Source organism: Bradyrhizobium sp. 21, from assembly GCF_023073335.1.
Lineage (GTDB): Bacteria > Pseudomonadota > Alphaproteobacteria > Rhizobiales > Xanthobacteraceae > Bradyrhizobium.
Window position 1 is genome coordinate 69,609 of the sequence record NZ_JADPJG010000019.1, and the last position, 20,660, is coordinate 90,268.

Genomic DNA, 20,660 nt, shown 5'->3' on the forward strand with positions numbered 1-20,660 from the left:
GTGGGTTACGCTGCGCTAACCCACCCTACGGATCCGCCGCGAGCCGCAAAAACTGCCGCTTCATCGCGTTGACCTTGGCGATATAGGCCGCGACGAGGTGATCGCCGCAGCGCTCGCTGGCCATCATCTGAAACTTGCGACGCGCGTAAGCCGTGGCGGGACCTGCGCCGCAGAGATGGATGAAGGCGGCGAGATCCTGCTTCTGTTCGCGGCTTGGCCTCACCTCGTCGGCGCGGGTGAGAACGTCAGCGACATTGCGATCCAGATACACCGACGTCAGCTCGATGGCGTGGCTCGGGATCGCGCGGATATAAAAGCTGGTGGACCCGCAGCCTGACACCGTGACCGCGTTGCCGCGGATACAGAACGGGGCGGCATCGGCGTAGGCCGCGTCGAGCATCTGGTAGAGGCCGACGGCGCTCGAGGCGGGCCGGTAGATCGCGAGGGGATTGAAGCTCCATCGCCAGCGCCAATAGGTGCGCGCCACCGGATTGCCTGAACTCTCGACCTGCGCCAGCGCGGCCAGCAATTCGGGCGTGATCGTCGCGGTGGAGTGCTTGCGGAACAGCGAACCGTATTGCCGCCAGGTTTCCGCTGGATCCTTGTCGAGGGCGCTGCCGACAAACACGAACAGCTCGGTCGGCTTGCGGATGATTTGATAGACGATGTTCACAAGCGCGATGGCGGCAAGCAGCACCGCCACGCCGACTGTGATGCGAACCATCCGCGGTGCTCGCGCGAAATTCTTTCGCGCCCACCGGGCGCTCCGGCGGACGCTGCGCGGCAGGCGAGGGAGAAGGCTTTTGGTTTTTCTCGGCACGTTCTCGGCATCGGCGGTGTGGAGTGCATTGCGCAGGCTGTGGACTTGGTTAACGCGATCGCCCAGCTGTTGAAATCTCGCTTCATTTTTCTCTGATTGCGTCTCGTCAGGTCCCGGTTCCGTGTTCTCCCGGACACTCCGCTCCTTGATGGAAACAACCCTTGGCTGTACGGTGCGCCGCAGTAGAGTTAATTTTCCGTGAATGGATCGACTGGAATGACGGTAGTTGAGGGCGTGGTGTCGCGTGAAGGCACAAACCGGAACACGAACCGGAAAATGCCGCCGGGCGTGCTTCTCGAAGGTCCGGTGGTGGATGCCAAGTTTCTCGATTCCTATATCGCCTTCGGCTTCATGGTCGGAGGCTCGATCGCCGCGCTGGTCTGGGCGTTTTGGCAAGGCATCGGTCGGGTGGAGGTTGCGGTCTTCGCAGGCATGTTCCTGCTGACCACGATCGGGATCGGCTTCATGCATCGCTACTTCGTGCACCGCAGCTTTCGCTGCGGTCCGGTGATGCGGACGCTTCTCGCCGCGATCGCCACGCTGGCGGTGCAGGGCTCGATCCTGAAATGGGTGAGCAACCATCGCCGGCACCATCTTCACTCCGACAAGCCCGGCGATGTCCACAGCCCCTACTATGACGGCGACGGCAACCGCATTGCCAGCTTCCTCAAGGGGATGTCGCATGCGCAAGGCGGCTGGGTGTGGGACCGGGCCACCACCGATGGCGAATACTACGCCAGGGATATTCTGGCCGACCCGATCGCCATGTTTTTCACCAGGACTCGCTGGTACTGGTACGCGCTGTCGGCAGTGATCATTCCTGGCGCGATCGGCTACGCGTTCGGCGGCGTGCACAGCATGATCGGCTGCGTGTTGTTCTCGGGCCTGTTCCGCAGCTACCTCATGACGATGGCGACCTCGCTGGTCAATTCGGTCTGCCACAGCGAGGGTCACTACGGCTACCGCCGCTTCGAGACCCCTGACGGCACCACCAACGAGCTGGTGACCACGATCCTCACCTTCGGTGAAGGGCTGCACAACAACCATCACCGGTTTCCGCGCGACGCCTACCTGTCGCACGCCTGGTACGAGATCGACATCAATGGCCTGATTATTCTGGGGCTGGGGAAAATCGGGCTGGTGCACGACATTTTCTCGGCCGGAAGCCGGACGCTTCGCTCTGGAGATCCGGACGGCGGACAGCGTCCAGTGGCAGATAACGAAGCGATGGTTTGATGGGTGTCTGTAGCCGGATTGAGCGTCGCGCAATCCGGGACCAGCGCAGCTTGGGGCAGACCCGGTCCCTAATGCTTGAACCGCGTGCCATTAAGTTTTCCGGAGAGGGAACAATGCAGCGGACCGGCCGTTGCATCATCGACACATTCCGTCCGGAGAACATTATGAACAAGATAGCAATCTCTTTCGCAGTAGCTGCAAGTGCGCTCCTCGCGACCGCAGCCACGGCTTCGCCCCTCATTGCCGATCAATCCATCCGTTCGAACAGCGACATCCAGAACGTTCGCATGGTCTGCAACGAAGACGGCCGTTGCTGGCGCGAGCACGCCGACCGACGCGTCATCGTTCGCGAGTCCTATGGTTACGCTCCTCGCGAGCGCTACATTGAGCGCCGCGGCTATGAGGAACGTGGCGGCATCGGCATCCGTGCTCCCGGCGTGAGCGTTGGCATCGGCACAGACCGCTACTGAGCTAAACAACCACAGCTTTCCGAAGGCCGCGGCGAAACCCGCGGCCTTCGTGCGTTTGAGCCCAGATTGTGCAGATCGCATCGAGCCGTCCTTCCCTGACGGCGGCAGTCCCGTTCTATTTCCGGTTTAGCTGCAAAAATATGCCTCGACGCCCAGAAGCTGTGAAAACAAGAAAGTCGGTGACGACCGAGCCTTCCATCCCGCACCGGCTGAGCGCGATCGAATTTCAAATTTAAGTTGCGCTCAGGGGAACCCGTACACATTGCAGCCGTTGAGTCATCGATCCCCCTAGCGTAGCGAGATCGAACCTCCGATCCTCGCCTGAGTTGAGACCGCAGTCGCCTCGTGAGAGCGGCCCGGCGCGAAGCGTCCTCCGTGCGTATCAACCGGAAACCTTCATGAACAGCCCCGATGTTCGCAATGCCATGCAGATCGACCGCGGCTCCAGCCTGGCGATTTGCAATGAAATAGCAGACCGCCTGCGAATCGAGCTTAGGGGCGAGCACGAGCCATTACCGCGACATCTGACGGCCCTGCTCGACCGGATTGCGCAGATCAGCGGCCATTCGAACCAGGCGATTGAGGTCACAAAATGAGGATGTCCAGCGAAAGCCTTTTGGTCATCGTGTTTGTCGGTCTCGTCGCCGGCTGGCTGGCGGGCCAGATCGTTCGCGGCACCGGATTTGGGATCGTCGGCGATATCATTATCGGAATGCTGGGCGCGTTTGTCGGCAGCTGGTTGTTGCCACAGCTCGGCGTGCATCTTGGCAGCGGCATGATCAGCGCGATCGTCAACGCGACCATAGGCGCGGTCCTGCTGCTTCTCGTCGTCCGGCTGGTCCGCGGTGGCGGTGGATGGGGAAGCAGTTGGCGCGGCAGCTGGGGCCGGCGCTGGTGACTAATGCTCACGCAGCGGCATCAGGCGCCGGTGAGACGCCGGCAACACATGTGCTCGCGATGACCTCCGGATCGGATCCAATATGCTAGACTTTTCGAATGCGTCGTTTTCGCCTGAAACCATCGGCATCATGAAAACTGCGCTGGACACGGCGGTCGCGTCGCTGCCGGCTCCGGTCAGCTCTGCGCATGTCAGGTCGATCGCGGAAACAATCCTTCGCACAGCGAAGGAGGGCGAGCGAAACCCCGCTGTCCTGGAGCGCATGGCGTTGATGGAGCTCCAGATCTCGCCGCGTGATTGATGCCGGTCCGCGAGCTTGCGTGCTGGCGCAGACGTGGTCGCATTGCCCTGCGGGCTCACCAATCCGGATCGCCGTAGTAGCGATCGCCCATATAGGGTGGGGGCATCCAGGGCCCTCGCGACGGCCGGGGTCGCCGAGGCGCGATCGCGTGCGGCCGTGCAGGCGCAGCGGCATCGTTGTTGATGACGCTGCGCGCGGCGGGTTTCGCGGGTGCGGCTGCGGATGAAGCCGTCAGTTGCGTTTGCAGCGCCTGGACCTGTGCGGCGAGGCGCGCATTGTCCGCCGCATCCTTCTCCTGCGCCGCCTTGAGCTGTTGAATGGTGTCGGCCTGCTCGCGCAGCGTCTGCTCGTTGCGGCTTTTCAGTTGCTCAAGCTTTCCGTTGATGCTCGCAAGCTCGCTGGTGATGGTCTTGAGCGATTGCGCGAGATCCGATGACGACGGGTCAGGCGGCGTGGCGCCAGTTCTTGCCGCGTCGGGTCTTGAAGCGTCAAACCCTGCAGCGCTCTCCGTGTCCCTGGCGATGGGCGGCGCGGGCACCGTGCCGGGCTCATCCGCGGCAGCCAGTTGCACGGCCTGCGGTTGCGCCGGATTTTTTACCGCGGACGCTTGCGGAGGCGGGCTGGCGGCCGGCGGAGCCCATCGCGCCATGATCGACCTGCTCATAGACCTGGCCTCGTCACGATAGTGCGAAGCGAAGGCGACACCGAGAACGCCGATCGCCAGCACGAGACCAACCAAGGCGCGCAGCATGGGTCGATTTCCCTTCAGGCCTTGGTCGCGAACCCTGTTATCCGGCGGCGGCGACGCGGCGTTGAGGGTCTTTTGCTCGGGTGGCGTGTCCTGGAGAGCCTTGGCTGCCTCCGCAGCGGCGCTTGCTTGCGAGGGCCGTGGTTTTTCGCCGCCGCGTTCCATTCCGGAAACCAGCCGGTCCAGCCGCGCGAGGTCTTGCTCAGCGCTCTTGATCTGGTCAAGGGCCCGCGCCAGGCCGCCATCCGCACGCCCCGCGTCCGGCTTGGGGGCATCAGGCTTCTGGTCATCAGGCTTCTGGTGATCAGGTTTGGGGTCGTTCGCTTCGGGCACCGATGCGCTCTCGATCCGGTCGGGCGTGAATGGGAGTGCGGCAGTCCGATCGTCGGAAGGATAGGCCTCACATTGGTTCAACACAACGCGCGGGCGAAGGAGAAATTATGGCAGGGACGGGTCGAGCGAGACTGACGTCGAACTGTGGGTTCGAGGCGCTTGATCCGTAATGTTGGCGTGGGGAACCAAATGCAAAATCATTCGATTGATGAGCATCACCCCACGATCAACGGAGACACGGATGGAACTGTCCGGGAAAAAGATTGCGATTCTTGCGACCAACGGCTTCGAGCAATCGGAGCTCGAAGTGCCGCGTGATACCCTCAAGGCGGCCGGAGCGACCGTCGAGATCATTTCGCTGCAGCCCGGCGAGATCAAGGGCTGGGACGAGAAGGACTGGGGCCGCCCCGTCAAGGTCGACAAGACCCTCGATCAGGCCAAGGCCGGCGATTATGACGCGCTGGTGTTGCCCGTCGGCCAGATCAACCCTGATCTCCTGCGCGTCGAGCCCAAGGCGCTGGCCTTCATCAAGAGCATCTTCGATGCCAAGAAGGTCGTTGCCGCGGTCTGCCATGCGCCCTGGCTGCTGGTCGAAACCGGCATCGCGAAGGGCCGCAGGATGACCTCCTACAAATCGATCAAGACCGACATCGCCAATGCCGGGGCGAAGTGGGAGGATTCCGAGGTCGTCGTCGACCAGGGCATCATCACCTCGCGCAACCCGGGTGACCTCAAGGCCTTCAACGCCAAGATCATCGAAGAGGTGAAGGAAGGCCGCCACACCCAGCGCAGCAACGCGGCGTAAGGGGCGGTTACAGTGACGGTGCGCGTGGCAATGCCACCCGCCCCCCGTTCACGTGGCGCTATCGAATGAAATTGGCTCGTAGGGTGGGTTAGCCAAAGGCGTAACCCGCCACGACTTGCCGTAGAAAACAAAAGAGGTGGGTTACGCTCCGCTAACCCACCTCACGCGCCAGAATTCTGGAGCCGGCAATCAATAGCGGCTGCCGGTGCCCTTTTGCTGCGTGATCCAGTCCGACAAGGTTTTCGGTCTGGATTTCTCGGTCCGGCCCGGTGATGCCTTTGGATTGTCACGGGTGCCTTTCGTCGAACGGGTGCGCGGCGCATCCGTTGCGTGGACGCTCCTCAAGGCAGTCGTCGATGCCTCAGCGGCTTCCTTCTCGAGGCGCAACTGCTTCAATCGCGCCATCTTGAGGCGCTCTGCCTCGACCTCGGGGCGTTCGGCGAGCTGCGGCTTGTGCTGAGCAAGCTCGGCCGGGACCAGGACCCCGAGAATGGTCGTCTCGCCGAGCGCCTTGCAGGCTTCGAGCCGATGCAGTCCATCGACCAGAACGAGGCGGTCTCCGTCGAGCCGAACGGAAATGGGAGCCTGTTGTCCGATGTCCAGCATGCTTTCCGCGATCTCCCCGACGGTCTCGGGCTTGATGGCTTTCTTCTGCTTCGTGGGAACGAAGATCTTCTCGATCGGAAAGCTTTCCGGTTTGGGCATAACTCGACTCCGCTTTTACCGGGCCCGTCGGAACCCATGCCGGTGATGTCAGGAGTTTAGGAGGGAAGGGCTCGACCGCAAAGGCAATTCGGAGGCGGGGAATGATAAGCACCGAAGCAGGAACAAATCTGCGATTTCGGTGATAGTGCATTCAATTGCCGCCGCGCACCAAACGCGAGCCGAAGCCGCAGATTGGAGCGAGGGAATTAAGTGCAGTCCAGCACTGTCACCGCTATTCCCAAGTTCAATCTTGGCCGGACCGCTCTAGGTTGCCTTCAATGCTTTTCTCATGTTGCTTTAGGAGCTTTTGCACCTTGTCTTCCCCAAATTTCGAAACGAGGAATTTATAAGGCTTCACTGGCATTTCGCCCCAAGGGGGAGAAGCGAGCTCAAAATAGCGGTCAATATTGTTGTACATCAACAGTAGGCGAACGAATCCAACTCCATATCCATCATCTATTTGCGCCTTATATGCCTGCTCAAATTCAGGCGTAAGCAATTGCTGAAGGCCACCAATTGTTTTTACTCCAAATAGTCGCAGTTCATCCGAAAGTACGTCAGCGTTTGCACTTTCAAGCGGAAGACCAAGCGCAATGCTGCTTTCCTCGATGAAGCGCTGAAGTGAGATCGAGTCAATTTCGGCATCGGATATTTGATTGATGGTCTTGTGTTCTAGCGACGCACGATAGTTGTCAATCTCCTTCGAGATTTCATCGAATCCAGCATCAACAATTTCCAACATTCCAGAATAGAGATTTAGCTTTCGTTCGATTTTCGACGGCAACGCGACCGTGAATTTGAAGGAGCTGTCATGCGCCAGTTCAGCCCACGCATGCTGCAAGACCGTTCGTACCTGAATTTCAAACTTTAGCTCTCCAAGAGCCGCGTATTCGGGTAATGGCGCGCGCCGCTTCCCTAGCGTACAGACGAAATGCGTCGATCGATATCCCAGCCGATCAAGACCGAGAGTTTTTGTTCGGTCGAGACTGTTTCCTTTATCAACTTCAAATAATTGCCGAACGACATCGCTAATGGCAATGACTTGGGCTTCTAGGAAGGTTACCACTCGTATTCCAGAAAGATCAGTGAGCTGAAGATGCGGCTCTCGATACTGCTTGCTCGTGATCTTTCTCAGCGCTTCGTCTCGGTTCTTTACTCTTCCGGTCACGCTTAGGTACTCGATCTTTTCCTTTTGAACCATGCTTTCGAGTAGCGATTGGACGATCGGCATTAACCGCTCATGGTTAGGCAATACCTCGTCCAGCCAAATCTTGTGTTGGTCGTCGACAGCTTTTGTAGGATCTGATGCGTCCATGCTTGAACAACTCTTTCGGGATACACGATGGGCTCAGTCTATGACTGCGGATTAGATGCGTTGGTTGATGAAATAAATATGCGCAATTATAGAGTGAATATGTCGAGTTTGTAAGCATTGGGCACGAAAAAGGGCGGCCTTAGGCCGCCCTCGTCTTCGTCAGCTACAATTCATTGGCCTTGGTCGGCGCCTCACGAACACCCCGTCGTACTTCCGCACGTATCGCACTTCATGCAGGTGCCATTCCGCACCAGCGTGAAGTTGCCGCACTCGCTGCACATCTCGCCCTCATAGCCTTTGGCTTTGGCTTCCGCGCGGCGCTCGGCCTTGGAGGGCACCATGGTCTGCGCGGTGCCGGATTTGCTCCACTGCAGGGCCTCTAACTTCTCGGTGGGCGAGAGGTCATGGGCCACTTCCTGCTTCAGGGCGACCGCGCCTTCGAGGGCATCGCCGGCGCCGCGGGCGGTAGCGCCGTGGGAGGCGAGCGAGGTGACCTTGCTGCCGCCTGCCGGCGCACTGTCATTGCCGGATGCGATCGCGGCGGAGCCGCCGCGCATCACGAACAGATTGTCGGTGCGGGAGCGGGTGAGGCCGCGCGAGACCAGCCTGTTGGCCTGGTGGTTCGGCTCCTCCGGCTCCTTGCCTTCCTCGACGCCCTTGCCGAGCGCGTCGAAGTTCGACTCGGTCGGATCGACATGGGCGAGGTCGAAGCGCGACATGTAGCTCACCGCCAGTTCGCGGAAGACATAGTCGAGGATCGAGGTCGCGTACTTGATGCTGTCGTTGCCCTGCACGGGGCCCGCCGGCTCGAAGCGGGTGAAGGTGAAGGCGTCGACATATTCCTCGAGCGGCACGCCGTATTGCAGGCCGAGCGACACCGCGATGGCGAAGTTGTTGATGAAGGAGCGGAGCGCGGCGCCTTCCTTGTGCATGTCGATGAAGATCTCGCCGATCCGGCCGTCGTCATACTCGCCGGTGCGCAGGTATACCTTGTGGCCGCCGACGACCGCCTTCTGGGTGTAGCCCTTGCGGCGATCCGGCATCTTCTCGCGCTCGCGCATCACGATGATGCGTTCGACCAGCTTCTCGACGATCTTTTCCGAGACCTGGGCGGTCCGCGCCGCCATCGGCTTCTCGTAGAACGTTTCGGCTGCATCGTCCTCGTCCTCATCATCGCTGATGAGCTGCGAGTTGAGCGGCTGGGAGAGTTTTGAGCCGTCGCGATAGAGCGCGTTGGCTTTCAATGCGAGTTTCCACGACAGCATGTAGGCGGACTTGCAGTCCTCCACCGTGGCGTCGTTCGGCATGTTGATGGTCTTGGAGATCGCACCCGAGATGAAGGGCTGCGCCGCCGCCATCATGCGGATGTGGCTCTCGACCGACAGGTAGCGCTTTCCAATTTTGCCGCAGGGATTGGCGCAGTCGAACACCGGATAGTGCTCGGCCTTGAGGTGCGGAGCACCTTCCACCGTCATCGCGCCGCAGATGTGGACGTTCGCCGCCTCGATCTCGCGCTTGGTGAAGCCGACGGCCTGGAGCAGGTCGAAGCCGGGGGCCGCGATCGCCTCGGCACCGATGCCGAGCTGGTCGCGGATGAAGTCTTCGCCAAAGGTCCATTTGTTGAAGGCGAACTTGATGTCGAAGGCGGTCGGCAAGGCCTTCTCGACCTTGGCGATGGCTTCGTCGGAGAAGCCCTTGGCCTTCAGCGTCGAGGCGTTGATGCCGGGCGCGTTGGAGAGCGAGCCGTGGCCGACGGCATAGGCCTCGATTTCCGCGATCTCGCTCTCGCGATAGCCGAGCGCGCGCAGCGCTGCGGGGACCGCGCGGTTGATGATCTTGAAGTAGCCGCCGCCTGCGAGCTTCTTGAATTTCACCAGCGCGAAATCAGGCTCGATGCCGGTGGTGTCGCAATCCATGACCAGGCCGATCGTGCCGGTCGGCGCGATCACCGTGGTCTGGGCGTTGCGATAGCCGTGCTTCTCGCCGAGCTCGAGCGCCGCATCCCAGGCCGCCTGCGCATGCGTCACCAAATCGGCCTGCGGGCAGGAGACCAGGTCCATCGGCACCGGGTTGACGCCGAGCGCCTCGTAGCCATTGGACTGGCCATGGGCGGCGCGGCGGTGGTTGCGGATCACGCGCAGCATGTGCGCGGCGTTCTTCTTGTAGCCGGGGAAGGTGCCGAGCTCGGCCGCCATCTCCGCGGAAGTCTTGTAGGTGATGCCGGTCATCACCGCGGTCAGCGCGCCGGCGATGGCACGGCCTTCCTTGCTGTCATAGGACAGGCCCATGGTCATCAGCAGGCCGCCAATATTGGCATAGCCGAGGCCCAGCGTGCGGAACTCGTAGGAGAGCTCGGCAATCGCCTTCGACGGGAACTGCGCCATCATCACGGAGATTTCGAGCACGATGGTCCAGAGCCGGCAGAGATGCTCGTAGCCCTCGACGTCGAAGCGCTTGGAGGGGATGTCGTAGAAGGTCAGCAGGTTCGCAGAGGCAAGGTTGCACGCCGTGTCGTCCAGGAACATGTATTCCGAGCACGGATTGGAGGCGCGGATGTCGCCGGACGCCTTGCAGGTGTGCCAGTCGTTCATGGTGGTGTTGAAGTGCAGGCCGGGGTCGGCCGACGCCCAGGCGGCGTAGCCGATCTTTTCCCAGAGGTCGCGCGCCTTCAGGGTCTTGGTGATCTTCTTCGTCGTGCGACCGACGAGATTCCAGTCGCCGTCGGTCTCGACCGAGCGCAGGAAGTCGTCCTTGAGCGAGACCGAATTGTTGGAGTTCTGGCCGGAGACCGTGAGATAGGCTTCCGAATCCCAGTCGGTGTCGTAGACGTCGAACTGGATGTCCTTGTAGCCCTGCTTGGCGAACTGGATGACGCGCTTGATGTAATTGTCGGGCACCAGGCTGCGGCGCGCGAGCTTGATCTCGCGACGGAGCGCCGGGTTCTTCTCGGGATCGAAGCAATCGTCGCCCGAGCCTTCGCAATTCACGCAGGCCTTGAGCACCGCCTTGAGGTGCTTCTGGTTGATCCTGGATCCCGTGACGAGCGCGGCAACCTTCTGCTCCTCCTTCACCTTCCAGTCGATATAGGTCTCGATATCGGGATGGTCGGCGTCGACGACGACCATCTTGGCCGCACGGCGCGTGGTGCCGCCCGACTTGATCGCGCCGGCTGCGCGGTCGCCGATCTTGAGGAAGCTCATCAGGCCGGACGAGCGGCCACCGCCCGAGAGCCTTTCGCCTTCGCCGCGCAGGCGCGAGAAGTTGGAGCCGGTGCCGGAGCCGTACTTGAACAGACGGGCCTCGCGGACCCAGAGGTCCATGATGCCGCCTTCGTTGACGAGGTCGTCACTGACGCCCTGGATGAAGCAGGCATGCGGCTGCGGATGCTCATAGGACGATTTCGAGCGGGTCAGCTTGCCGGTGAAGGGGTCGACGTAATAATGGCCCTGGCCGGGGCCGTCGATGCCATAGGCCCAATGCAGTCCGGTGTTGAACCATTGCGGCGAGTTCGGCGCGACCATCTGCTTGGTCAGCATGTAGCGGAGTTCGTCGTAAAACGTCTGGGCGTCCTCGTCGCTGGTGAAATAGCCGCCCTTCCAGCCCCAATAGGTCCAGCAGCCGGCGAGGCGGTCGAACACCTGCTTGGCCGAGAGCTCGCTGACGAAGCGCTCTTTCTCGGGCAGGAGGGCAAGCGCCTCGGTGTCGGGCACGGAGCGCCACAGGAAGGAGGGGACGGATTCCTCCTCGACCTTCTTCAGGCGCGCGGCGACGCCCGCTTTACGAAAATACTTCTGGGCGAGGACGTCGGAGGCGACCTGCGACCATTCGGTCGGCACCTCGACGCCATCAAGTTTGAACACGACCGAGCCGTCGGGATTCCTGATCTCCGACGTGGTCTGCCGGAATTCGATCCCAGCGTAAGGTGACTGTCCCGAAGTGGTGTGGCGCCGCTCGATCCGCATTGTCTTGCCCCGTCCTTATTTTTAACCGGAACGCCTCCGCAAGGCGACCGGGTCGATATTTCGGTTCGCGAGGCCTGCCGGGCTTGTGGCCCAAAGGCTTCGCAGTTCAGCCGGTGGACCCGGCCCTTTTTCTCCCGGCGGTGGTTCGGTGCGAGCACCTTTCGACCTGCCGGCATGTCCACGCCCATCCGCCCCCAAGGGGATGCGCCCGACATGCGTTCAACGCCCCACAACATCACAACGTCTACCGATGCCATCCGAGCCTGTTGCCGGCCCGTTCTGGCGCCCGAAAAGTCCGCTTCCGTGGGCAGACAAGCCCGTCTCCCGCTGCCTTCGTCTGGCTTGGCGGAGTGGCAATTTGCGAACCCTTTGGGGGAGTGCCGGCGGGACGCAAACACACTCGCGCCGAACGGATCGAAAGCTAGGACTCTCCGTTGCGCCCGTCAAGAACTAGTGCGAGTTCCTGAATCAAATACTAAATATGGTGGATTGCGGGGGATAACAGGGGGCATGCCCGCGTCTGTTCTGGTGGCAAGTATCGGTGAGTCCTCAGGGATTCCCAATCGAAAATATTTGCGTCCCGTGGTGTTCCGGAGCCTTCACCCCGCTGTTCACAGGGCAGGTATATTTTTGAGCAACGGGGTTGCCTCGGCGGGACTCACGTAGGGGTACGGAAGGTGAGGGCAGGCATGCCCGCCGGGGTGGTGGTACGGGCCCCGAATCCGCGCCAAGCTGACGCTCGTTTTCTGCCGGGTACCCCACATGCTTGATTCGACCAGCCGGGATGCGCGACCGCGCATCGCCCCGGCCGGCCTGATGTTCCTCGCCATCACCTCGGTGGGCTGGGGCTTCAACTGGCCGGTGACGAAATTCCTGCTCTCCGAGCTGCCGCCGCTGACGCTCCGCGGGGTGACCGGCGTGCTCGGCGCAGTGCTGCTGGCGGCGCTGGCGGTGATGCGCCGGCAGAGCCTGAAGGTGGCGCCCGCAATCTGGCCGCGCCTCCTGACCGCCGCCATCCTCAACGTCACCGGCTGGATGGTGCTGATGGGCCTGGCGCTGCTCTGGCTGCCGGCGAGCGAGGCGGCGCTGATCGCCTACACCATGCCGGTCTGGGCCTCGCTGATCGCCTGGCCGGTGCTCGGCGAGCGGCCGACCTTGTTGCGCACGCTGGGGCTGGTGATGGCTTTCGTTGGCCTCGCCTCGATCATGGGCGGCAACGGCGTCGCCGCCAGCGTGGAGAAGCTGCCGGGCATCGTCATGGCGCTGTGCGGCGCGCTCGGCTTCGCGCTCGGCACGGTGTTTTCGAAGAAGTACCCGATCCATCTGCCGCCGATCACGGCCGCGGCCTGGCAGATCGGGATCGGCTGCCTGCCGATCTCGATCATCGGCCTCCTCGTCGAGACCACGCATCTGTCGCGGGTGACGCCGGTCGGCTGGTGGCTGCTGGTCTATTCGACCGTGGTGCAGTTCTGCATTGCCTATGTCAGCTGGTTCGCCGCGCTCTCGCGTCTGCCGGCCTCCGTCGCCGCGATCGGCACCATGGCGGTGCCTGTGATCGGCGTGGTGGCGTCGGCGCTGGCTCTGGGCGAGCCGCTCGGCGCAGGCCAGATCGCCGCGCTGGTGTTCACGATGGCCGCCGTGGTGCTGGCGACGCGGTAGTCGAGGAGGGCTTCGGCCGTCGGCTCGGGCAAGAGCAGTTCAGGAACTCGTGGAGGTCTTGCGGATTAGGCCTCCTTGCCGGACTGAGTACCTCCCGCGAGTCCTCCATGGCGACCGACCGCAATACATTTCTCGGCGTAGCGACGTGTGATCTCGCTCTGCCTCTTCCCGCATCTGACATCGTCATTTTCGGAGCTGCCGACGCCACGCCCCACCTGAAGGGCCGGACCAGCCACGCCGCAAATGGCCCAACGGCCATTCGCAATGCTTTGCGGGTTTACCAGGCCGATCTTTCAAGATGGGACTTCGACCAGGACGGGGTCCTGCTCGATCGAGAGCAAATCCGCGTCTTCGATTGCGGTGATCTTCCCACGTCACCCGACGCCCCGGAAGAAAATCGCAATGTGATCAGAACGGCAACGAAAAAGATCCTGGCATCCGGCGCGGTACCTGTGCTGCTGGGCGGTGATGATTCCGTCCCCATACCGTTCTTCGAGGCGTTCGAAGACATGGGCAAGCTGACGATCATGCAGATCGACGCGCATCTGGATTGGAAGGACCGGCGCGATGGCTCGGCACATACATTTTCGAGCACGATGCGGCGCGCCAGCGAGATGCCCTGGATCGAACGCATCGTGCAGGTCGGTTTACGGGGTATAGGCGGCTCTGGCCTCCAGGAACTCAGTCGCGCGCGAAACTGGGGCTCCAGGATTTTCACAGCTCGAGACATCAAAAGGCAGGGCGTCCATACCGTCCTGAGCGCAATCGAGGAGAACTCGAATTGCCTGATCACGATCGACTGCGACGGACTGGATCCGTCCGTAATTCCGGGCGTGATCCTTCCACAGCCGGGCGGCCTGTCCTATTTCGACGTCATAGACCTGATCGCGGGCGTGGCCTCGAAGGCGAGGATAGTCGGTCTCGATCTGGTCGAATTGGTGCCTGAGCGTGACGTGCAGAATATTGGGGCGATCTGCGCGGCGCGGATCATCTGCAACGCCATTGGATGCATCGCCAAGCATAAGATGCTCTAGCCGACCGGCGTCTTTCCCAGCGCCTTCCTGATCATCTCGGCGAGCTGGTTGCGGCGATAGGGCTTTGTCAGCAGCATCACGCCGTCGTCGAGCTTGCCGTGGTGGACGATGGCGTTGTCGGTGTAGCCGGAGGTGTAGAGCACCCTCAGGCCCGGCCGGCGCTTTGCGACCTCCTCGGCGAGCTCGCGCCCGCTCATGCCGCCGGGGATGACGACGTCGGTGAACAAGAGATCGAACGGCTGGCCGGTCGCGATCAGGTCCAGCGCCGCCTTGCTGTCGGGCGCGGCGACGGTCTGATAGCCGAGGCTCTGGAGCTGCGCGGTGACGAAGTTGCGCACCAGCGGATCGTCCTCGACCACGAAAATGGTCTCGGCGCCGCCTTCGGCCTGCGGCGCGACGGAAGCGGCGACTTCCGTGGTGCCTTCGCCCGGCGGCAGATAGAGCTTGATCGTGGTGCCGTGGCCTTCCTCGCTGTAGATCTTGATGTGGCCGCCGGACTGCTTGACGAAGCCATAGACCATGGAGAGGCCGAGGCCGCTTCCCTTGCCGACCTCCTTGGTGGTGAAGAACGGCTCGAACGCCTGCTGCTGGACCTCGGCCGGCATGCCGGTGCCGGTGTCGCTGACGGCGAGCATCACGTAAGGGCCGGGGTGTACGTCCGGATTATTTTGCGCATAGGCCTCGTCGAGCACGACCCGATGGGCCTCGAACAGCAGCTTGCCGCCGTTCGGCATGGCGTCACGGGCGTTGATCGCCATGTTGAGCACGGCATTGGTGAGCCGGGACGGATCGATGTGCGAGGTCATCGGCCCCTGTTCCAGCACGGTCTCGATCTGGATATGTTCGCCGAGGGTGGGACGCAGGAGTTTTGCGATATCGGCGACCGCTGCATTGATCTCGACGTTGCGCGGCTGCAGCGGCTGCCTGCGCGCGAAGGCGAGCAGATGCTGGATCAGCTCGGCGCAGCGCTCGGCGGCCTCGTCGATCAGCCGCGCCGTGCGCTGGAGTTCGGGCTGGCCCTTCAGGCTCGCCACCAGCGTCTCGGTGTTGCCGGAGATCACGGTCAGCATGTTGTTGAAGTCGTGCGCGACGCCGCCGGTCAGCTTGCCGATCGCGTCCAGCTTCTGCGACTGGTACAGCTGCCGCTCGGTCTCGCGCGACATCGTCGCGTCGTGATAGACCAGCACCGCACCGGAAATGTTGCCTTGGCCGTCCAGCATCGGCCGGCCGCTGATCATGAGCTGACGGGGAGCATTGCCGCTGTGCGGGCGGACGATCATCTCCATGTCCTCGAACTGCTCGCCGCGCAGCACGCGCGCCGACGGCAACTCGTCGGGCTTGAGCCGGGTGACGCCGTCGCCGTGAAACACGTCGGACATCGTGCGCAGATTGCGCAGGTTCATGCCGGTCCGGTGCAGCAGCATGCGCTCCGCGGCAGGATTTGACAGAAGCACGTTGCCCTCGGCGTCGATGACCAGCACCGCCTCCGCCATGCTGCGAAAAGTGCTCTGGAGCACGTTGACCGACAGGCGCAGCTCGTCATGCGCGGTGACCAGATGCTCGGTGCGCTCGGCCACTGCGGCCTCGAGCTGCTGATTGGCGGCCGTGGTCTCCAGCAGCGTGCTCTTGAGCGCGCCCTGGGTGCGCTGGCTCTCGCGCATCACCATCACGACCAGCAGCATGATCACCAGCGCGCCGGCGACGTCGATGCCGAGCAGCACGATGCCGGTACGGCGCGAATCCTGCGAGCGCGCGGCGAGCAATCGCTCTTCCTCGGCACTCAGACGGTCGAGGTTGGCCATCACGGTCACCATCAGCCCGATGCCCTCGCCCTTGCGCTGAAGCGCGAGGATGGCCGTCTCCTCGTTGTCGGCGCGCAGCCGGATGGCGGTGCTGGCAATCTCGATCCGGCGCAGCGTGAGTGGTTCGGTGCTCTCCACCAGCGCAACCTGGTCGGGATCATCGCGGACGGCCAGCTTGAGGTCGGCGAGCGCGGGCGCGATCTGGGCCTGCAACGCCTGGAACTCGTCCCTGAAGCTCGGGCTGCGATAGATCTCGTAGCCGCGCGTCGCGCTCTCGGCACTGCGCATCAGCACGCGCAAATCGGAAATCTTCTTCAGCACCCGGACGGCATGATGGACCCATGCCGCATCGGACCGCGACTTGACGTCGAGGCCGATCGAAGCTGCGGTGATGATCAGGAGGATGGCAAGTCCGGTACCGAGAATGATGCGCTGCGTTGGGATCAAGGGGCTTCTTTCTTGTCCTTCGGCTGCGGGCTCTCGCCCGCGAGGCATTCCCGGATCGTGGTCAGCAGCGCGCCCGGCGTGAACGGCTTGCGCAGGCAGCGTGTTGCGCCGAGCTCCAGCGCCATGCGGAGGAAATCGGGGGAGGGCGAGGCGGATGACGCGAAGGCGTAGCCGGACATCGCGATCAGCGGAACCGCCGGCGCGCGCTCGTGAAAGATGCGGATGGACTCGAAGCCGCGCATATGCGGCATGAAGATGTCAACCAGCATCGCGTCGAAACTTTGTGTTTCGAGCGCAGCCAGACCCGTCTCTCCGCCGTCGGTCAACGTGACGTCGAAGCCCTGACGTTGGAGGAGGACCTCGATGGTCGCGCCGACCATCGGATCGTCATCAACCACGAGAATACGCGGCATGACACTTCCCAGTCATCGAAGTCCCCACAGTCAAGTTGATACAGGTGAATCGCGCGTCGGGTCAATTTGGGATTGGACCATCGTATATATGCACGGCGCGGTGCATAGCCAAGGACGCCGGTTCCCTAATGAGAGCGGGGCGCGACCCGGCGCGTGAATTCATCGGTTTTCAATTACTGATTGAGTTAAGTCGAGGGGACTGGGAAAGGTTGCTCGCCGCAGCGAGAAATCGGCAGTTGCCGCGGCTTGCCGTCATATTATTCGTCCGCCGAGCCCGCTCACCGGGCAATATCGATCCCCGGAAACGTTGCGAGCAGGCGCGACAGCTCGACCTGCGAATGAGTCCCGGTCTTCTCGAAGCAGTGGCGCAGATGCGTCTTGATCGTCGCCGGCGTCACGCCGAGCATCGCCGGCTTTCGACCGTGACGATCGCGTTCTCTGCGGCGGTTCCATAGCCATTGGCACCCACACTTGTTCCCGGAGCGCCACCGCCCTGATTGATCGTCGTTCCCGTGCAGGTCGCGATCAGGTTCGACTGTCCGGCTGCCTGTGGGGTGCAGTCTGCGCGTGCAGACTGGCCTGCCAACAGCGTTGCCGAAACGATCAACGGGCCTGCGACATAGCGCGCAAGGAAGCAATCGCGCGCAACACGGTGGCTGATGCCGGCTTCGTAATTCTCGCGACTTGATCGTGGCATTCCAATTCCCGTCTTATTCGCGCCTTGCGGACGTTTCGACTCGCGTTTCGCAATCGTCTGCAATCTCGATAGCGATCAGTGATATTCGTCGCGTCGCCCACCTGGGTGAGGCCGTATCGCTTTGGCGGCGGCCGTGGCACGCAGAGCACACTTGCGATCGTACTTTCGAATTGGCTCTCTGCTCAGAAAGCGGGCACGGGAGCACTTTCCACGATGCTGAGGACACTGCGGCGAAAGAGTGCGGACACGAATTCCTGGCCGCTCTCGAGGCCATCTAACCCCTATGGGTGAGGCTTCAAATTGTGCGCCGTGTTATCATGACGTTGCGTCCCCAGACTGTTTGGACAGCCGGTTGCTGTCGACGGCCTTGGGCAGGGAAGTGCGGTGAATTTTTCCGGCGACCAGATCGAGAAGGTCCTCGACCTCATCTACGACGCCGCGGCCGAGAATGACGTGTGGCCCCGTGCGCTCACAGCGGTCGCCGATCTGACGCGCAGCGAGGGCGGTATCCTGTTTGGTCAGTCCTTGTCCGCCGAGCGCGTCTATTTCGACTTCAACGCCCGTCTGAGCGAGGAGTGCAATCGCGCCTACCAGGAGCGGCACATGCAAAATCCATGGTCGCGACACATGGAGAACAAGCCGATCGGGCGGCTGGTGATATCCGACGAAGCGATTCCGCTGGCGGAGCTTCGGTCCACCACATTCTATGACGAGGTGCTGAGACCGCAGGAGGTCGGGCACAACGGAATGATCGCCCTCGCGGCACGCGAGGATTTTCGGGCCGCCTTCAACATCTGTCGCAGCGTGCGGCGGGGCCCGTTCGATGCCGACGAGCAGCGGGTTTTGCAGTGGCTGTCGCCGCATCTGTGTCGGTCGGTGACGCTTGGATTTCGGATCGACGGCTACCTGGCCATGCAACAAGCAGCATTCGATGTCCTCGACCGACTTGCCGACGGCGTCATCGTTCTCGACCGCAAGGCGCGCGTCCTGTTCGCCAATTCGACCGCTCGGCGGATGGCGGAGGAGGGGACCTTGCGGCTCCAGCCGTCGATCGGGACATATTCACCGGCACATTCACCGCGGCTCAATGAGTTGATCCGGGCGGCGCTTCAGGGAGCGGCCGGCGGCACCATGAGCCTTCCGCACGATCTCGATGGCCGGCTCCTGACCATTCTCGTCTCATCTATTCGGGGCAAGGATCTCGGGCGGTTGTCGGACGCGGGAGTGAAGGACGCGGCCGTGCTGCTGTTTGCCATCGATCCCGCCAACCGACGTTCGATCCCGCTTAGACAGATCATGGACGCGTACGGGCTTACGCATGCCGAGGCGCGCGTCGCGCTCGCGGCGTCGTCGGGCAACACGATCATCGAGAACGCGCAGTCGCTGGGGCTGTCGCCCAACACCGTGAAGACGCATCTGCGCGGAGTATTCGCCAAGACCGCGACCGGACGTCAGGCCGAGCTCGCCAGCCTCATCACGGCGATCGGCGGTGTGCGGATCGGGGACACGGATTCGGAACACTGATGCGTCACCCGGCGGGGTGACGACGCGAGGGAGGCCGATGCCGTAAGGTGGCGAGGCAATCCGGGGCGTCGCGTGCCGATCCGACCGGGCGGAATTCGCAAATGAGGTCTGCCATGCGATGGGTGGAACTGACCGGGTATGTCGCGTCGTCGCTGGTGTTCCTGACTTTCTCCATGCACCGCATGGTCCCGCTCCGGCTGGTGGCGCTCTGTAGCAATGTGGCTTTCCTGACCTATGCCTTCGCGCTTCATCTCGCGCCGATTGCCATCCTTCATGGCGCGCTCATTCCGGTGAACATCATCAGGCTGATTGGCGCGTTGCGCGAGGGCACGGAAAATCCGCGCGGCGGCGATCCGCGGCCGGGCGTTGCCAATTCCCGCCGCTTCTTGCCGCGGCGTTCGGAGATCGCGTGATGGCTGGTCCGTCGCGCGGGGCCGGCCGGCTCACATGCGCGGTCGCATCCATTGCACTTGGTCCGACGCCGGACGAACTTGCGGAGTTCGACAGGCTCGATGCCAGCGCACCGCTCGACGACGACGGGCGTCCGGCGTGGTCGTACGAGGGCGAGCCGCTGACGGCGCGCGAGCGGCGCTGGCTGGAGCTCTATCGCAAGCTGGAGAAGTGCAGCCAGCCCATCAAAACGCGGGGGCGGCGCCGATAGCATCGACGCCGCCCGGGGTTACTTGCTTCACGCCGTCTTACGGGCAGGGATGACGCAGGCCGTCATTGCCGAGATAGGTGCCTGACGCCGGGTCGTAGGACCGGAAGCGCTGGACGCAATAGGCGGTCGCGTCACCGCCGCTGTCGGGGACCACCGCCACTGACGGCTCCTCATAGTAGCTGTCGTCGCCATAGTAGTAGGGGTCGTTGTAATAGCCGCCACCGCCGTAATAGGCGTATGAGCCGAGGCCGCCGATCGCAGCACCCGCCGCGACACCGGGCCAGAACCCACCGCCGTGATGACGCCATCCGCCCCCGTGCCAGTTTCCGCCGCCGTGCCAGTTTCCGGCGCCGCCCTGCCAGTGATTGCCCGCAGCTGCGAAGCTGCGGCCACCACCGCCGCTAAAGGCGGCGCCGCCGCTCGGACGCATCGCTGCGCCGGCCGCGAAATTGCCGCCGCCACCGCCCATCCGGGCACCGCCGCCAAAGCTGCCGCCGCCCATTCGCGCGCCGCCGCCGCCGAAATGGGCTCCGCCGCCACCGCCACCGAAATGGGCTCCGCCGCCACCGCCACCGAAGTGAGCGCCGCCGCCGATGCCACCATGGCCCTGGGCGAAGCTCGGCGTCGCTAACGGAAGAACCAGCGCCATCACCGCCGCGGCGCTCAAAACTTTGATACTGTTCATGGTCAAACTCCTTTTCCCGGAAGCAAACCCCTCGAAAGGGTGAGGGTTCCTGGGATCACGCCGGTTTGCGTGCGTTAGGGAGCGTCTCATCTGGCCGCTGTACCGGGCATGAACGGATCGCGTCCGATTTGCGGCGGCGTCATGC

Annotated in this window: 22 protein-coding genes; 11 read left to right on the plus strand and 11 right to left on the minus strand. The window is 62.7% G+C overall.

Going from position 1 to position 20,660, the window contains the following annotated elements; translation table 11 throughout:
- Positions 1-25 precede the first annotated feature (25 nt).
- A complete protein-coding gene (locus IVB31_RS19440) occupies positions 26-820 on the minus strand; it encodes a transglycosylase SLT domain-containing protein (protein ID WP_247325253.1) in 795 nt (264 codons plus the stop codon).
- A 216-nt stretch (positions 821-1,036) separates the two neighbouring features.
- Here IVB31_RS19440 and IVB31_RS19445 point away from each other — a divergent pair, with 216 nt between their 5' ends.
- From IVB31_RS19445 to IVB31_RS19465, 5 genes are all read left to right on the plus strand, one after another.
- A complete protein-coding gene (locus IVB31_RS19445; RefSeq protein ID WP_247325260.1) occupies positions 1,037-2,056 on the plus strand; it encodes an acyl-CoA desaturase in 1,020 nt (339 codons plus the stop codon).
- A gap of 164 nt (positions 2,057-2,220) precedes the next feature.
- Positions 2,221-2,526, plus strand: coding sequence for a hypothetical protein (locus tag IVB31_RS19450; protein ID WP_247325599.1), 306 nt, complete (start codon positions 2,221-2,223; stop codon positions 2,524-2,526).
- Positions 2,527-2,924: 398 nt separating this feature from the next.
- Positions 2,925-3,122: a hypothetical protein gene (locus IVB31_RS19455; protein ID WP_247325261.1), complete on the plus strand. Its 198-nt coding sequence runs from the start codon at positions 2,925-2,927 to the stop codon at positions 3,120-3,122.
- On the plus strand, positions 3,119-3,424 hold the full coding sequence (locus IVB31_RS19460; protein ID WP_247325264.1) for a GlsB/YeaQ/YmgE family stress response membrane protein: 306 nt from the start codon (positions 3,119-3,121) through the stop codon (positions 3,422-3,424). Before IVB31_RS19455 ends, IVB31_RS19460 begins: the two co-directional genes overlap by 4 nt.
- An 82-nt stretch (positions 3,425-3,506) precedes the next feature.
- The gene (locus IVB31_RS19465) at positions 3,507-3,725 is read left to right on the plus strand and encodes a hypothetical protein (protein ID WP_247325266.1); all 219 of its coding nucleotides are present in this window, start codon (positions 3,507-3,509) and stop codon (positions 3,723-3,725) included.
- A 55-nt stretch (positions 3,726-3,780) separates the two neighbouring features.
- Here IVB31_RS19465 and IVB31_RS19470 read toward each other — a convergent pair whose 3' ends face one another.
- Positions 3,781-4,806: a hypothetical protein gene (locus IVB31_RS19470; RefSeq protein ID WP_247325269.1), complete on the minus strand. Its 1,026-nt coding sequence runs from the start codon at positions 4,804-4,806 to the stop codon at positions 3,781-3,783.
- Positions 4,807-5,047: 241 nt separating this feature from the next.
- On the opposite strand from IVB31_RS19470, the gene IVB31_RS19475 reads away from it, so the two are divergent.
- Entirely contained in the window at positions 5,048-5,611 is a 564-nt protein-coding gene (locus tag IVB31_RS19475) for a type 1 glutamine amidotransferase domain-containing protein (protein ID WP_247325271.1), read from the plus strand.
- 189 nt (positions 5,612-5,800) lie between these two features.
- Here IVB31_RS19475 and IVB31_RS19480 read toward each other — a convergent pair whose 3' ends face one another.
- From IVB31_RS19480 to IVB31_RS19490, 3 genes are all read right to left on the minus strand, one after another.
- Positions 5,801-6,316 (minus strand): ParB N-terminal domain-containing protein, encoded by a 516-nt coding sequence (locus tag IVB31_RS19480; RefSeq protein ID WP_247325272.1) that lies wholly within the window; start codon positions 6,314-6,316, stop codon positions 5,801-5,803.
- Positions 6,317-6,560: 244 nt separating this feature from the next.
- Positions 6,561-7,631: a RelA/SpoT domain-containing protein gene (locus tag IVB31_RS19485; RefSeq protein WP_247325273.1), complete on the minus strand. Its 1,071-nt coding sequence runs from the start codon at positions 7,629-7,631 to the stop codon at positions 6,561-6,563.
- Between the two features lie 191 nt (positions 7,632-7,822).
- Positions 7,823-11,593 (minus strand): vitamin B12-dependent ribonucleotide reductase, encoded by a 3,771-nt coding sequence (locus IVB31_RS19490; RefSeq protein WP_247325274.1) that lies wholly within the window; start codon positions 11,591-11,593, stop codon positions 7,823-7,825.
- 762 nt (positions 11,594-12,355) lie between these two features.
- On the opposite strand from IVB31_RS19490, the gene IVB31_RS19495 reads away from it, so the two are divergent.
- Both IVB31_RS19495 and IVB31_RS19500 read left to right on the plus strand, forming a co-directional pair.
- A complete protein-coding gene (locus tag IVB31_RS19495) occupies positions 12,356-13,252 on the plus strand; it encodes a DMT family transporter (protein ID WP_247325275.1) in 897 nt (298 codons plus the stop codon).
- A 107-nt stretch (positions 13,253-13,359) separates the two neighbouring features.
- Positions 13,360-14,286, plus strand: a complete 927-nt coding sequence (locus IVB31_RS19500) for an arginase family protein (protein ID WP_247325276.1) — start codon at positions 13,360-13,362, stop codon at positions 14,284-14,286.
- Here IVB31_RS19500 and IVB31_RS19505 read toward each other — a convergent pair.
- The 5 genes from IVB31_RS19505 to IVB31_RS19520 form a co-directional block, all read right to left on the minus strand.
- Entirely contained in the window at positions 14,283-16,535 is a 2,253-nt protein-coding gene (locus IVB31_RS19505; protein ID WP_247325282.1) for a CHASE3 domain-containing protein, read from the minus strand. The genes IVB31_RS19500 and IVB31_RS19505 overlap by 4 nt on opposite strands.
- A complete protein-coding gene (locus tag IVB31_RS19510; protein ID WP_247325286.1) occupies positions 16,532-16,948 on the minus strand; it encodes a response regulator in 417 nt (138 codons plus the stop codon). The genes IVB31_RS19505 and IVB31_RS19510 overlap by 4 nt, the downstream gene beginning before the upstream one ends.
- A 278-nt stretch (positions 16,949-17,226) precedes the next feature.
- The gene (locus IVB31_RS33555; RefSeq protein ID WP_256464333.1) at positions 17,227-17,355 is read right to left on the minus strand and encodes a hypothetical protein; all 129 of its coding nucleotides are present in this window, start codon (positions 17,353-17,355) and stop codon (positions 17,227-17,229) included.
- Positions 17,343-17,645, minus strand: a complete 303-nt coding sequence (locus tag IVB31_RS19515; RefSeq protein WP_247325289.1) for a hypothetical protein — start codon at positions 17,643-17,645, stop codon at positions 17,343-17,345. Before IVB31_RS19515 ends, IVB31_RS33555 begins: the two co-directional genes overlap by 13 nt.
- Positions 17,646-17,960: 315 nt before the next feature.
- A complete protein-coding gene (locus IVB31_RS19520) occupies positions 17,961-18,248 on the minus strand; it encodes a hypothetical protein (RefSeq protein WP_247325291.1) in 288 nt (95 codons plus the stop codon).
- Between the two features lie 24 nt (positions 18,249-18,272).
- Between IVB31_RS19520 and IVB31_RS19525 the strand changes: the two genes are divergently transcribed.
- From IVB31_RS19525 to IVB31_RS19535, 3 genes are all read left to right on the plus strand, one after another.
- The gene (locus IVB31_RS19525) at positions 18,273-19,169 is read left to right on the plus strand and encodes a LuxR C-terminal-related transcriptional regulator (protein WP_247325293.1); all 897 of its coding nucleotides are present in this window, start codon (positions 18,273-18,275) and stop codon (positions 19,167-19,169) included.
- Positions 19,170-19,282: 113 nt separating this feature from the next.
- On the plus strand, positions 19,283-19,582 hold the full coding sequence (locus IVB31_RS19530; protein ID WP_247325295.1) for a hypothetical protein: 300 nt from the start codon (positions 19,283-19,285) through the stop codon (positions 19,580-19,582).
- Positions 19,582-19,830 (plus strand): hypothetical protein, encoded by a 249-nt coding sequence (locus IVB31_RS19535; protein ID WP_247325296.1) that lies wholly within the window; start codon positions 19,582-19,584, stop codon positions 19,828-19,830. Before IVB31_RS19530 ends, IVB31_RS19535 begins: the two co-directional genes overlap by 1 nt.
- Before the next feature lie 37 nt (positions 19,831-19,867).
- Here IVB31_RS19535 and IVB31_RS19540 read toward each other — a convergent pair whose 3' ends face one another.
- Complete coding sequence (locus tag IVB31_RS19540; RefSeq protein WP_247325298.1) at positions 19,868-20,515, minus strand: BA14K family protein; 648 nt, start codon at positions 20,513-20,515, stop codon at positions 19,868-19,870.
- Between the last annotated feature and the right edge of the window lie 145 nt (positions 20,516-20,660).

What these genes read in the sequence shown, in the direction of transcription:
- IVB31_RS19445 (WP_247325260.1), top strand. Translation starts at nt 1,037, where the DNA reads ATGACGGTAGTTGAGGGCGTGGTGTCGCGTGAAGGCACAAACCGGAAC.
- IVB31_RS19450 (WP_247325599.1), top strand. Translation starts at nt 2,221, where the DNA reads ATGAACAAGATAGCAATCTCTTTCGCAGTAGCTGCAAGTGCGCTCCTC.
- IVB31_RS19455 (WP_247325261.1), top strand. Translation starts at nt 2,925, where the DNA reads ATGAACAGCCCCGATGTTCGCAATGCCATGCAGATCGACCGCGGCTCC.
- IVB31_RS19460 (WP_247325264.1), top strand. Translation starts at nt 3,119, where the DNA reads ATGAGGATGTCCAGCGAAAGCCTTTTGGTCATCGTGTTTGTCGGTCTC.
- IVB31_RS19465 (WP_247325266.1), top strand. Translation starts at nt 3,507, where the DNA reads ATGCTAGACTTTTCGAATGCGTCGTTTTCGCCTGAAACCATCGGCATC.
- IVB31_RS19475 (WP_247325271.1), top strand. Translation starts at nt 5,048, where the DNA reads ATGGAACTGTCCGGGAAAAAGATTGCGATTCTTGCGACCAACGGCTTC.
- IVB31_RS19480 (WP_247325272.1), bottom strand. Translation starts at nt 6,316, where the DNA reads ATGCCCAAACCGGAAAGCTTTCCGATCGAGAAGATCTTCGTTCCCACG.
- IVB31_RS19485 (WP_247325273.1), bottom strand. Translation starts at nt 7,631, where the DNA reads ATGGACGCATCAGATCCTACAAAAGCTGTCGACGACCAACACAAGATT.
- IVB31_RS19490 (WP_247325274.1), bottom strand. Translation starts at nt 11,593, where the DNA reads ATGCGGATCGAGCGGCGCCACACCACTTCGGGACAGTCACCTTACGCT.
- IVB31_RS19495 (WP_247325275.1), top strand. Translation starts at nt 12,356, where the DNA reads ATGCTTGATTCGACCAGCCGGGATGCGCGACCGCGCATCGCCCCGGCC.
- IVB31_RS19500 (WP_247325276.1), top strand. Translation starts at nt 13,360, where the DNA reads ATGGCGACCGACCGCAATACATTTCTCGGCGTAGCGACGTGTGATCTC.
- IVB31_RS19510 (WP_247325286.1), bottom strand. Translation starts at nt 16,948, where the DNA reads ATGCCGCGTATTCTCGTGGTTGATGACGATCCGATGGTCGGCGCGACC.
- IVB31_RS33555 (WP_256464333.1), bottom strand. Translation starts at nt 17,355, where the DNA reads ATGCTCGGCGTGACGCCGGCGACGATCAAGACGCATCTGCGCCACTGC.
- IVB31_RS19515 (WP_247325289.1), bottom strand. Translation starts at nt 17,645, where the DNA reads ATGCCACGATCAAGTCGCGAGAATTACGAAGCCGGCATCAGCCACCGT.
- IVB31_RS19525 (WP_247325293.1), top strand. Translation starts at nt 18,273, where the DNA reads ATGGAGAACAAGCCGATCGGGCGGCTGGTGATATCCGACGAAGCGATT.
- IVB31_RS19530 (WP_247325295.1), top strand. Translation starts at nt 19,283, where the DNA reads ATGCGATGGGTGGAACTGACCGGGTATGTCGCGTCGTCGCTGGTGTTC.
- IVB31_RS19535 (WP_247325296.1), top strand. Translation starts at nt 19,582, where the DNA reads ATGGCTGGTCCGTCGCGCGGGGCCGGCCGGCTCACATGCGCGGTCGCA.
- IVB31_RS19540 (WP_247325298.1), bottom strand. Translation starts at nt 20,515, where the DNA reads ATGAACAGTATCAAAGTTTTGAGCGCCGCGGCGGTGATGGCGCTGGTT.